Source organism: Niabella terrae, assembly GCF_054783135.1.
In genome coordinates, this window is the sequence record NZ_BAAGRD010000010.1 from 20,426 (window position 1) to 33,489 (window position 13,064).

A 13,064-nucleotide genomic window follows, 5' to 3' on the forward strand; every position below is an offset into this window, starting at 1 on the left:
TGTTTATTATTAGTTTGAGCTTCGGGATTCTTGATCCCAATCGTTGCTATAATCCAGGTTTGCCGAAGTTTAAAACAGGCAGTTACCGGATTATGACCGGCCTTTCTTGTTCAGCAGCGCGAGTATAAAAATTGAACTGCAAAACAGGGTCAGAAAAGTTCTGAGGGTATGGAATAGTTGCCAGTGATCCCGAATCTCCGCCCAATCCGCCGGCAGGTTGTTGGCATTCCATGTCTTTATCTGGTTGTCAATCGGCACTTCTATAGTCAGGGTGATAATTAGTGCCAGGATAAACAGGACCAAAGACGTGAGTATACAATAAAAATAAAGCGCTTTTGTCTTCCATGTACTGAACAGTAACAGGAGCAGACAGATTATTGAGGCTGGCATCATTACACTCATAGGTACGGCCACATTCGCCATAATTTCTTTTCCAATAGTAATAAAGTAATCAGGAGGCAGGTGATGCATGGTTCTGCTCAGCGAAAACCAGGTTCCCCAGAAAATACCGGTTACCAGTATCAGGAGTACCGCGGTGATCAGTTCAAGGGTCTTTTGTTTCATGCCATAATTTGCACAAATTTCGCACCAAATCAGCTGGATCTGCTTTGTTATTTATGTCCGAATGCCGTTTGCAGGTTAATTTACATTGCTGGTTTTACTCCTGAATGGGATGGGTTGGGGCACATCGTTTGATGATTTCTCCGGAAGAACCGAATCTGCCAGGAAACAATGGCGCGCCGGTTTCTCAGGCTTCGTCCTTTGTATTCTTCACCAGGCCTATGCCCGAAGAGAAGAATATTAAACCAATGATCCCTATAACAATAAGGGATCGGTAGTTGGTGCTTCCCTTAATCAGCTCATATCCGGTATAGATTAATCCGATAATGCCTAAAATGGTAAGTACGGTTCCAAAAAGACGTTTAACATTCATAATCCTGATTTTAAGGTAGTAACGCAATATCTATGCCTAAAGAAGGAAGCTGCTTATTGGAACCATTGCGCAACCTGAAGTCGTAACTGCATTTTACGGTAAATTACTCCTGACCTGCTGCTCAAAAGCTAAATGACCATGGGTCTTCAGCTGCTTTACATTAAGTGCCACAAAAAATCCGCTTCAATTTGCTATTTAAACTGTCTAATTTCTAATTTAGCCATAATTCAGAGGCACTTAAACAAATAAATTTGTACCGGATACTATTACTAATTGATCATTCGAGTAAATTCAGCAGGTTGCTGCTGAGAGGACTGGTACGGTATTCCAAAGACAAGGGACCCTGGCTGTTCTACCGGATACCATCTTATTTTAAGTCATTACACGGTGAGGAAGGGATATTAAAACTGGCGCGTGAATGGGGGGCAGATGCCGTTTTCGCACAGGCTGATCAGGATGAGGTGACTTATCTAAAAGAGCTGAACATCCCCGTAATCGTACAGAACTATAAGAAACGAAGCGATCATTTCTCCAATTTAACAGGCGATTACAGGGGGACCGGAAAAATGGCTGCTCATTTTTTTATCCAGCGCCGGTACCGGAATTTTGCCTTCTATGGCAATAAGGACGTGGTTTGGTCCACCGAGCGGGCGGAAGGCTATAAAGCTGAACTAGAGAAAGCCGGCGGGCGTTTTTTTTACTTTGAAACTGAAAATCTCAACGAAAAACAATGGGGAACCGACCATGAAAAACTAGATCAGTGGCTCTTATCCCTTCCCAAACCAATCGCCTTGTTTGCCTGCGACGACTATTTTGCACTACAGGTTTCAGATATATGCAAGCTCAATAATATAGCGATACCGGGAGATATCGCCCTGCTGGGTGTCGACAATGATGACCTGATATGTAATATCTCTGATCCTCCGATTTCTTCTATCCAGCTTGACGTTATGAAAGGCGGCTACGAGGCGGGGAAGCTGCTGCAGGATCTTCTGGAAAACAGGCGAACCAAACCCTATAATATTATTGTCAACCCGGTTCGGATTGAATTAAGACAATCTACGGAAAAGTACAATATTGCAAATGAATATATCAATGAAGTGGTCCAATATATAGAAGCTGCTTTTACAACGCCCATCTCCATCGAATCGCTGATCCGTAAGGTACCGCTGTCGAGACGAAATCTTGAAACCAAGTTTAAGAATGAAATGGGTTTATCCCTTTACCAGTTCATATTACAGTGCCGGGTCGATCACCTGGCTGAATTATTGTTGACCAAACCAGAGCTCTCCTTATTGGACCTGGCCATACAATCCGGTTTCAATGACAGCAGAAATCTATCCCGCACTTTTAAAAAGTTCAAGGGATACACGCCCAAAGAATACCAGCAGAAATTTGCATCCCTGGAATAAAGTTTGCGTTTTTTGAAACAATGATTGCGGTATTCACATGACGTTTGCCCTGCTCCGACGCTAATTTCGGCTAAACGTATTTTGATTTAAAAATTTCAATTGCATGCCATAGCCAGGGACTGCTTTAGACTTACCATTCAGCCCCAACAGTAAATAATATGTATAGCAGCCGGGAATCATACCCGGACAGGTTGGTGGTTATTACTATAGCCAGCCCAAGGAATTTCATTGGCCCGGAAAATAAAAGAAAAAGTCTGATTGATGGAGAAAGTAGAAGGATTTACAAAAGATAATTTGGTGATTCGGGTATTTGAAACCCGTAAAGATTTAGGAAGCGCTGCAGCTATTCAGGTAGCGCAAAAAATCGGGGAACTATTGACAGCCGGTAAGGCGCAGGTGAATATCATTTTTGCTGCCGCGCCCTCGCAAAACGAATTCCTGGAGGCATTGGTGAACGAGTCCGTGGACTGGTCGAAGGTCAATGCCTTCCATATGGATGAATATATTGGGTTGGACCCGGAAGCACCCCAGGGATTTGGCAATTTTCTGCGGCAAAAGATATTTGACCGGGTGGATTTCCGGAAAGTGTATTACCTGGATGGCAATGCCACGGATTTCACTAAAGAAATTGAAAGATATACCGGACTTCTGGATAAGTACCGGGCAGATATCGTATGTATGGGGATCGGCGAGAATACGCATATCGCATTCAATGATCCGCATGTTGCTGACTTTGATGACCCACAACTGGTAAAAGTAGTAGACCTGGATCTCGTTTCCCGCATGCAGCAGGTGAACGATGGTTGCTTTACAAGTATTGATGAAGTGCCCACACATGCATTAACACTGACCATACCGGCCTTACTGAATGCAGATTTTATTTTCTGTATCGTTCCGTCCGCCTTAAAAGCGGCGGCCGTCCGTCATACCCTTCATGAACCCGTTTCTGAAGCATTTCCTTCAACTATTTTAAGAAAGCATCCGCAGACTGTCCTTTATCTGGATCAGGCAAGCGCCAAATTATTGAAAAATGAATAAGTATACCAGGACCCTGCTGTTGGTACTCACCATATTCCTGTCGATATCGGATCTGCAGGCAGCAAACTTCCATGCAGGAACCGGTCATGATTTTCAGGTTAAGGGATTTCATCTGGATCTCCGCATTCAGGTAATGAAACCAGCGGCCTTAAAGCAGTTTGCCCGCAAATTAAGCGAAGCAGGTATAAATACCCTGGTGATGGAGTACGAAGCTAGCTTTCCTTTTGAGCAACATCCCCTGATACCCAACCGCTACGCATATACCAAAGCGGAAATTGCAGATTTTGTAAAATATTGTTCCGGCCTGGGCATTGATGTGATCCCTTTGCAGCAAACTTTTGGACATGTTGAGTATATATTACGTTACCCCCGATATGCCGCGCTACGCGAATCTGATAAGGACTTCTCCCAGGTCAACCCGACAAAGGAAGCACTTTGCCGGCAGCTTTTCAAGGAACTGATAACTGAAATGGCTTCTTTGCATCCTTCAAAATACTTTCATATTGGCTGCGATGAAACCAGGTTATTGGGACATAGTGCAGCCAGCAAGGCCAAAGTGAAAAAATATGGTGTTGGCCGATTGTATGGCGACTATGTAAAAATGATCTGCGATATCGTACTGGAGCTGGGTAAAATACCGGTCCTATGGGCAGATATTGCCCTGAAATATCCCGAGGCCCTGCAGTCATTGCCTAAGGAAGCCATCCTGGTCGACTGGAACTACGGTTGGGACCTGAACCGGTTCGGTGATCACCAGAAATTAATGGCGAGTGGCTTCGAAATATGGGGTGCCCCCTCACTGCGTTCGAGTCCGGACAATTATAACCTGACTACCTGGGACCGTCATTTTAATAATATCCATGATTTTATTCCGCAGGCACGCCAGCTGGGTTACAAAGGCATCATCATGACATCCTGGTCCACCTCCGGACTCTATTCCTATTTACATGAAAGCGGTCCCGATATTATCGAACTCTATGCCATCCGACGTGTGTATCCGATAACCGGGTTTAACCTCCTGCTGGAAGCCTATTTCAAAGCCATCGGTCAGCAGGAACCCTTAGATATAAACAGGTTTGTGCAGGCTTATACCAAAAAGCATTATGGGTTCAGTCCGGAACAGTCCGACCGCTTTCTGGATGCATTGATGACCGTTCCCTACCAGCTGGGACATGGTAAGGTCAATGGCCAAAAGAACCTGTCCATTAAAAATATGCTAGACAGTGTCCGCCATGCGGGGCAGGTACTGGACGCGCTACAACCTTTAAGGAATCTCGGGGAGTTTACCCATTACCGGCTGATGGCCAGAACCCGGGTTTTGTATATGGAATTTCAGTATATCGCGGAACAAGCCAGTCTGCCTGCTGCACCGAAGGGATTGACCAACCAACTTAAAAACCTTATTGCAAAATGCCAGCAGCTGAACGCCGATTATATAAAAGCCAATGAAGATAGCTTTTATGCTTCCGAGCTGGCTGTAGATAACGAAACCAGAATTGCAAAAATGAAGCAATTGTATAACCGGCTGGCCAGGGTAAGATAAGCCGGCAACCAACAACGTATTAAACTCCGAAACGATGAGCAAGTATAAAAACGAATTTCGCTTTTCCTTTTCATTTACGACTGCTATGGTACTACTTACCTTCTGTGGCATCCTTGCCTTTACCGGCGCTACAGCGGCAAACCAGGCGCTGCAACAGCAATCCGGCGTAAGGGGGACCGTACGTGATTCTCTGGGTGCGCCTCTTGCCGGGGCAACGATCACCATCCAGGGATCGGCGGTAAGTACCCAGTCTGATTCCAAGGGCGCCTTCTTTTTTCCCGCCATTGAAAAAACGGCCACCCTGACCGTTACGTACACTGGCTATCTGAAGCAGGATGTTCCCATCGCCGGTCGCGATGTTCTGGAAATCATACTGAAGCAGGATCCGGGGGCAATGGGTGAAGTTGTGGTGGTCGCTTTCGGTACCCAGAAAAAGACGGATATGGTCGGTGCCGTCACCTCCGTAAAGCCTTCTGACCTGCGTGTGCCCTCCAGCAACCTGACAACGGCACTTGCCGGCCAGGCAGCCGGCATCATTGCCTATCAGCGCAGCGGGGAACCCGGGCAGGATAACGCCAGCTTCTTTATAAGGGGTGTTACCTCTTTCGGTACCGGTAAGGTAGACCCGCTGATCCTCATAGACGGGGTGGAACTGAGCGTTACTGAACTGGCAAGATTACGCCCGGATGATATAGCGAGTTTTTCCATCATGAAAGACGCGACATCTACCGCATTGTACGGTGCAAGGGGCGCCAATGGGGTAATTTTCGTAACGACCAAACAGGGGCGGGAAGGTCCGGTATCGGTTTCACTGCGCGCCGAAGGTTCCTTATCCCAACCCACTTCAGAAGTTGAACTGGCCGATCCCGTTACCTATATGAAATTGTATAATGAGGCGCAAATAGGGCGTGCACCACTGGATAGGCCACTGTATACGCCTGATAAAATTGATGGTACGGCGGAAGGCCTTCACCCCATTTTATATCCAGCGGTAGACTGGCGCAGTGCCTTGTTTAAGGATAAGACCTTCAATCACCGATACAACCTGAATGTCAGTGGTGGCGGAAAAGTGGCAAGATATTATGTGGCCGGCTCCCTGGCACAGGATAACGGCGTGCTGAAAGTTGATCCGATCAATAATTTCAACAATAATATTGATTTGAAAAGTTATACGCTAAGGGCCAATGTGAACCTGAATCTTACCAAAAGCACAGAGCTGATCGTGCGCCTGAACGGTAATTTTGATGATTACAAGGGGCCAAAGGAGGGTGGGGCTTCGCTGTATAACAAGGTTATTCGGGCCAGCCCGGTCGACTTCCTTCCGGCTTATCCCAGGGATGCGGCACACGCCCATATAAACCATGTGATGTTTGGCGGGGTTTCCACCCGAAGTTTTTTAAATCCCTATGCGGATATGGTGAGCGGATACAAGGATTATACCCGCTCCCTGATGATGGCCCAAATGGAACTGAAGCAGAATCTTTCTTTTTTCACAGAAGGGCTGTCTTTCCGGGCCATGTTCAATACGAACCGGATTTCAAGGTTCGATATTGCCCGGTCTTACCAACCCTTTTACTATGAATTAACCTCCTATGACCGGCAGACCGGTGCTTATTCCATTGCCTCTTTCAACGAAACCGAGGGAACCGAGTACCTCGATTTTACCCTCGATCAAAACCTGCGGCAGCAAAGTTCCGTGTTCTACCTGGAATCGGCACTGAACTATAACCGGGTATTTAATGAAAAGCATGCATTAAGCGGCATGCTGGTCTATATCATGCGTTCGGGGCTAAATGCGCGGGCCAATAGCTTGCAATTATCGCTGCCCTCCCGTAACCTCGGTGTATCCGGCAGGACGACCTATGCTTACGACCGCCGGTATTTTCTTGAATTCAATTTCGGCTATAACGGATCGGAGCGGTTTCACGAAAGTCTGCGCTGGGGCTTTTTCCCCTCGGCAGGCATTGCCTGGAGCGTCTCCAACGAAAAATTCTGGGAGCCGCTTAAACATACCATCAACAAGTTCCGGCTCCGGGCTACTTATGGCCTGGTCGGTAATGATGAAATCGGCAGCTCTGATGATCGGTTCTTTTATCTTTCAGAAGTGGATATGGATGCCAGCAACCGGGGCTTTACTTTTGGCGAAAAGGCGAATGAGTCTATGGGTGGCATTAACGTAACCCGTTATGCCAATCCTAATATCAGTTGGGAAACATCTTACAAGACCAACCTGGCCCTGGAACTGGGATTGTTCAATAAACTCAATATTCAGGCCGACTTCTTTTCAGAATTGCGTACCAATATCCTGATGGTTCGCTCCGATATACCTTCCACCATGGGGTTGACGGCAGCGGTACATGCCAATGTGGGCGAGGCCACCGGTAAAGGCGTGGATATTTCCGCCGATTATTCGGGAAGTATCGGAAAGGACGCCTGGCTGCAGTTGCGCGGGAATTTTACCTATGCCACCAGCGCCTACCGGGTGTATGAAGAACCGGTATACGATAACGAATGGTGGAAGTCAAGAATCGGCTATCCCATTTCGCAGCAATGGGGATATATTGCCGAGCGGCTGTTTGTCGATGACAAGGAAGTTGAAAATTCACCCCCTCAGAATTTCGGTTCGGCCAATATTGCAGGTGATATCAAATACCGGGATATTAATGGCGACGGACAGATAACCGTGCTGGACCAGGTGCCGATCGGATTTCCTACGACACCGGAAATTATTTATGGAGCCGGCTTTTCATTTGGATGGAAGAGTATCGACCTGTCCTGTTTTTTCCAGGGTTCTGCCAACTCCTCTTTCTGGGTAAATCCTGAGAATGTACAGCCTTTTGTAGGCGGAAGGCAGGTAATGGCGGCATTTGCCAATGACCATTATTCCCCCTCCAACCCTGATATCTATGCCTTATGGCCCAGGATGAGCATTGAAAGTCACGACAATAATACCCAAAGGAGTACCTGGTGGTTGTACAATGGTAACTTCTTGCGATTAAAACAAGCTGAGATTGGCTTGACCCTGCCACAGAAAATGGCAGAACGTATGCACCTGAAAACATTCCGGTTATACGCCAGCGGTACCAACCTGCTGCTGTTCAGCCGATTTAAGCTATGGGATATTGAAATGGGAAATAACGGACTGGGCTATCCGCTGCAAAAAGTATTTAATATCGGTATCAATGCAACTTTTTAATCATAAGACTATGAAGTTTATAAAAATAATATGCGTCCTGACATTATTTCTGGTTATTGCGGGTTGCAATAAATATATAGATGTGGTGCCGGATAATGTTGCCACATTCGAGTATGCATTCAGGATGAGGACGGCAGCACAGAAATACCTGACCACCTGCTATTCTTTTATGCCCGACCTGGGAACCAAGACCGGGAATCCGGCTTTTTTTGGTGGTGATGAAATGTGGCTGGCTACCACCGAGACGCCGGGCAATCAGATGATTGGAAGGGGAGAACAGAATACGAACAGTCCTTATAACGACTATTGGAACGGCCTTAACACCGCTTCCAACCTTTGGGTGGCCGTGAGCCAGTGTAATATTTTTCTGGAAAATATAGGAACTGTTCCGGACATGACACCGGAAGAGATTGAGAAATGGAAAGCAGAGGTCAAAACCCTGAAAGCTTATTATTACTTTTTTCTGGTACGGATGTATGGGCCTGTTCCCGTACTGCGGGAGAATATACCGATCTATGCTTCCGGTGATGAAGTACGGGTGTCGCGTCAGCCGGTAGACCAGGTATTTGATTATATAGTCGAATTGCTGGACGAAGCTTATGAGGCCCTGCCATTGGTGGTAGAAGATCCTATTACAGAATTGGGCAGAATGACGGGTCCGATCAACAGGGGGATAAAAGCTGTCGCACTGGTATATGCGGCCAGTCCCTTGTTCAACGGTAATACGGATTATGCTGATTTTAAGGATAAGGAAGGACAGCTCCTGTTTAACCAGACCTACCAGGTGGCAAAATGGGAAAAAGCTGCAGCAGCCTGTAAGGAAGCGATTGACTTGGCGCATAGCCTGGGTTATAAACTCTATAAGTATGAAACCGTTTCGGATAATGGTAATATCAGTGAAGGCACCAAATTACAGATGAACTATCGTGGCAGCGTAACAGAGGAGTGGAATACGGAGATCATCTGGGCCAATACCAATAATACCACCAGATCTTTGCAAACCAATGCTGCCCCAAGAGCATTAAACAGCGATCAGCGGGAGTGGCAGGTGGTAAGGGGCGCCACAGGGGGCACCCTGAATATAGCCAACCAGTTTTATACCCGCAACGGTTTGCCCATCGACCAGGATATTGACTGGGATTATAACAACCGGTTCCAGCTGCGCACCGGCACGGAAGACGAGAAATTTATCATCAAAGAGGGGTATACCACGGCCTATCTGAATTTTGACCGTGAGCCCAGGTACTACGGAGGATTTGGTTTTGATGGCGGCGTCTGGTACGGCAACCAGAAATATGATGATAACAATCCCTGGTGGCTGGAGTGTAAAGCGGGCCAATACTGCGGGAATCTTACACCGAGCTTTCATTCCGTAACAGGGATCTATATAAAGAAACTCATCAACTACCGGAATACACCGGTGAATAAGGATACCTATTCTACGATTAATTACGCATGGCCCATGCTTCGGCTGGCTGATCTGTATCTGCTCTATGCCGAGGCATTGAACGAAGCCTACGGTCCGGGTGCCGAAGCATTTCAATACCTGAACCTGATACGGGAAAAAGCAGGTATACCAACGGTACAGGAGTCCTGGGATCTTTTTTCCAAATCACCCGGAAAATACGCGCAGCAGGACGGGCTCCGGGAGATTATCCAGCGGGAACGCGCCATAGAAATGGCATTTGAAGGTCAGCGGTTCTGGGATCTCAGGCGATGGAAAACGGCACCGGTGCACCTCAACCGCCCCATTCTGGGATGGAGCATCACGTATGGGGATGCGGAAAGATACTACCGGCCTTCCACCGTTTTTACCCGTCGGTTCGAGTTCAAGGACTATTTCTGGCCTATCCGGGAAAAGGATTTGGTTGTCAATAAAAACCTGGTTCAAAATCCGGGTTGGTAGGCGGTACACTGTTGTAAATTATAATATGCATATCATGAACTATAAGGATTTTACCAATAAGAGGCCGGGGCTGATAACCTGTCTGTTATTACCCCTGATGCTGCTTATATCCTGCGGAAAAGAAACCATAAAGGGACCCCTGGAAACCGGTGACGGCACACCCGGGAAGCTCACCAATATACAGGTAGAGAATTTGCCGGGAGCTTCCAAAATCAGTTACACTTTACCCGATGATCCTAGTGTGTTGTACGTACTGGCGGAGTTTTCCACCCAACAGGGGGAACTGCGGATAGCAAAATCATCGGTGTATACCGATAATATCGTTTTAGAAGGTTTTGCCAGTACGGACGAGCAACAGGTGACGCTGTACGTGGTTAACAGATCAGAGGTCCGTTCTGAGCCCATAGAAGTGAAGATTAACCCCCTGCTGGCACCGATCCATGAGGTATACGAGGAACTGGTCGTCCTGGAAGATTTCGGGGGGATCAAATTACAGATACGCAACGACCTGGAAAGAGAATATGTACTGTATACGCTTCGGAAAAATGAAAATGGGATTTTTGAATCCTTTGACCGGCTGTATACGAATTCAAAACTCAGGGAGTACCTGATGACCGGCCTCCCGGCAGAACCCATGGACTTTGCTTTTGTCTTAATGGACAAATGGCAGAACAAATCTGACACATTGTATAAAACCCTGACGCCTTTATACGAGGAAAAACTGGATAAATCAAAATGGAACCTGAAAGTGCTCGACAATGATACCTATTTATCGGAAAGTAGTGATAATCCCAGGCTATTATGGGATGATATTACGACCAACCGTTTCAGACTTCGCAGTGCGACGCCGGATCCGCCGCACTGGCTGACCATCGATATAGGGCAGACCGCCATGCTCAGCAGGATCAGGGTGAATGCCTACTGGACTTCCAATGGAAACTGGCTTTTCAACAGGCAAAGCCCGAGATATTTTGAAATCTGGGCCAGCAATAACCCCAGTCAGAGTGGCAGCTGGGAAAACTGGGATAAGCTGGGATCTTATGAATCCGTCAAACCTTCCGGACTTCCTTTAGGCGAGTTTACCAACGAAGATCTGGCAGTAGGAGCAGCCGGTGAGGACTTTACCCTGCCCTATAATGGTGTATCCTATCGCTATATCCGGTTTGTAACCATCAGTACCTGGGACACCAGGCCCAATACCTACTGGGGCGAACTTACATTATGGGGCAACCCTGAGGATGAGTAGGATCCGGATGAATATAATTACTTATTGGTTGGCGGCTGCGAACATTTAGGAGAAACCACCCGCCCACCTAATTTAATACCTGAGCGATGAAAATGAATATAACTTACCAGATCCTGTTTTTAATAGGCATTGTGCTCATCCCTTCCTGTAAAAAAATGGATGATGTTCACCGGCAGTTCCTGGACATGGGTGAAACCATTTATGTAAGTAAGGCAGATGATGTAGTAACAAGGGGCGGTAACCAGCGGATCGAAATTTCCTGGCCGCTGATTTCAGATCCCAAAATCAGTCGGTATAAAATTTACTGGAATAACGGACGGGATTCTGTGGAAGGACCTGTGCCGAAAATAGCTGAAAGCGACTCGGTGCGGGTGCTGCTCGATAACATGAACGAAGGCATCCAGTACTTTGATATTTATATGTTTGACAACGAAGGCCATTCTTCCATTAAAACCGCTGTTCATGGGGTGGTATATGGTCCGGTTTACCGGTCTTCACTGTTATCCAGATCCTATACTTCGGCCACAAGAACGGACAATGATGTAGCCATCCAATGGGTACCGGCCTCCGATGACCTGGTCGTCGTCTGGATAAAATATACAGACACCTTAAACTTATCCGTGGACCATATCCTGTCAGGAAAGGAAAATTCAAGTCTGCTGAAAGACGTATTGCCGGAGGCTTCCATTACCTATGCTACCGGCTTTCTTCCCGACTCCACCGCACTGGATACCCTATACACTTCGTTTATTCCGCTTAATCTGAAATAAACAGCCCGAAGTGATGAAACCGATTTTCGAAGCGAAAAACTATAAGTTTCTATTTCTGATAGCGGCCCTTTTGCCGGCCGGCTTTACGGTATATGGCTGGGGAAGCAAAGGGCACCAGATTCAGGCCCGGGTGGCAGTCGCCCACCTGCCGATGGAGCTTCCGGCTTTCCTGCGGAACTCTGCCGATGCAATGTCCCTGTTGATCTGCGAACCTGACCGCTGGCGTGATGCTGAGCAACCGGCACTAGACGAAGTTACCGGCCCTAATCATACCTTTCGTTGGGAAATTGCACCAAAACCATTGCCGGCCAACCGGCATTTCTTTATCATTGAATTGGCGCAGCAGGGCAAAATAGCCGCCCGGACCAATGGCGTTCGTGCCTATGGTACGGCCCCTTATGGCATACAGGAATGGGCGGAAATGCTTACCGGCGCTTTCCGACGCTGGCGGAGAATGAAGGAGCGGACACCTGACGAAATTGAGAGAAAGCGTACCCAGGAGCAGAGCATCCGCTTTATTGCCGGGGTATTGGGCCATTGGATCACCGATGTATCGAATCCGATGCATGCCTCTGTCCATGTACATGGCTGGGACCCGGGCTTTCCGAATCCCAATGGTTATGCAGGTAAATCCGATAACCTGCACAGCCGGTATGAATCGGTCTATGTGGAAAATCATATTGAACTGAGTGATGTGAATGGCCTGGTTGATACAGCGGCTCGTGTGGTGGGCGGTTGGCTGGAGGAAGCAGCAAGCTATATCGCTACCAGTAATTCCTATGTGGAGCAAATTTTCGCCTGGGACAGGTCGGGCCGGTTTGGAAGCGGGAAGGAACCGAAGGCCGCCAAAGCCTTTACGGCCGCACGTCTGGCGGATGGCGCCCGGGAACTGCGTGATATCTGGTATACCGCCTGGGTGAAATCAGGCGCGCCCATGCCGGGAAAGAAAAAATCCGGTAGTTAATATATCGCATGCCGGCAGTCACGAATCGTCGGTACCCCGGTCGCGCCAAAAAAAC

At 47.5% G+C, this 13,064-nt stretch carries 10 protein-coding genes; 8 read left to right on the plus strand and 2 right to left on the minus strand.

What is annotated here, in order from left to right; genetic code table 11:
• Positions 1 to 90: 90 nt before the first annotated feature.
• Together ACYVI9_RS12730 and ACYVI9_RS12735 are read right to left on the minus strand one after the other, a co-directional pair.
• The gene (locus tag ACYVI9_RS12730) at positions 91 to 564 is read right to left on the minus strand and encodes an anthrone oxygenase family protein (protein WP_460764961.1); all 474 of its coding nucleotides are present in this window, start codon (positions 562 to 564) and stop codon (positions 91 to 93) included.
• Positions 565 to 748: 184 nt separating this feature from the next.
• Entirely contained in the window at positions 749 to 934 is a 186-nt protein-coding gene (locus ACYVI9_RS12735) for a hypothetical protein (protein WP_460764962.1), read from the minus strand.
• Between the two features lie 251 nt (positions 935 to 1,185).
• On the opposite strand from ACYVI9_RS12735, the gene ACYVI9_RS12740 reads away from it, so the two are divergent.
• The 8 genes from ACYVI9_RS12740 (at position 1,186) to ACYVI9_RS12775 (ending at position 13,009) form a co-directional block, all read left to right on the plus strand.
• Positions 1,186 to 2,346, plus strand: a complete 1,161-nt coding sequence (locus ACYVI9_RS12740; RefSeq protein ID WP_460764963.1) for a XylR family transcriptional regulator — start codon at positions 1,186 to 1,188, stop codon at positions 2,344 to 2,346.
• Between the two features lie 261 nt (positions 2,347 to 2,607).
• Complete coding sequence (locus ACYVI9_RS12745; protein WP_460764964.1) at positions 2,608 to 3,384, plus strand: glucosamine-6-phosphate deaminase; 777 nt, start codon at positions 2,608 to 2,610, stop codon at positions 3,382 to 3,384.
• Positions 3,377 to 4,927: a beta-N-acetylhexosaminidase gene (locus ACYVI9_RS12750; protein WP_460764965.1), complete on the plus strand. Its 1,551-nt coding sequence runs from the start codon at positions 3,377 to 3,379 to the stop codon at positions 4,925 to 4,927. The genes ACYVI9_RS12745 and ACYVI9_RS12750 overlap by 8 nt, the downstream gene beginning before the upstream one ends.
• Positions 4,928 to 4,961: 34 nt before the next feature.
• Complete coding sequence (locus ACYVI9_RS12755; protein ID WP_460764966.1) at positions 4,962 to 8,123, plus strand: SusC/RagA family TonB-linked outer membrane protein; 3,162 nt, start codon at positions 4,962 to 4,964, stop codon at positions 8,121 to 8,123.
• Positions 8,124 to 8,133: 10 nt separating this feature from the next.
• Entirely contained in the window at positions 8,134 to 10,029 is a 1,896-nt protein-coding gene (locus ACYVI9_RS12760; protein ID WP_460764967.1) for a RagB/SusD family nutrient uptake outer membrane protein, read from the plus strand.
• A gap of 34 nt (positions 10,030 to 10,063) precedes the next feature.
• Positions 10,064 to 11,275: a DUF5000 domain-containing lipoprotein gene (locus ACYVI9_RS12765; protein ID WP_460764968.1), complete on the plus strand. Its 1,212-nt coding sequence runs from the start codon at positions 10,064 to 10,066 to the stop codon at positions 11,273 to 11,275.
• Positions 11,276 to 11,361: 86 nt separating this feature from the next.
• Positions 11,362 to 12,045 (plus strand): DUF4998 domain-containing protein, encoded by a 684-nt coding sequence (locus ACYVI9_RS12770; RefSeq protein ID WP_460764969.1) that lies wholly within the window; start codon positions 11,362 to 11,364, stop codon positions 12,043 to 12,045.
• A 13-nt stretch (positions 12,046 to 12,058) separates the two neighbouring features.
• The gene (locus tag ACYVI9_RS12775) at positions 12,059 to 13,009 is read left to right on the plus strand and encodes a phospholipase C/P1 nuclease family protein (protein ID WP_460764970.1); all 951 of its coding nucleotides are present in this window, start codon (positions 12,059 to 12,061) and stop codon (positions 13,007 to 13,009) included.
• Positions 13,010 to 13,064: the final 55 nt, after the last annotated feature.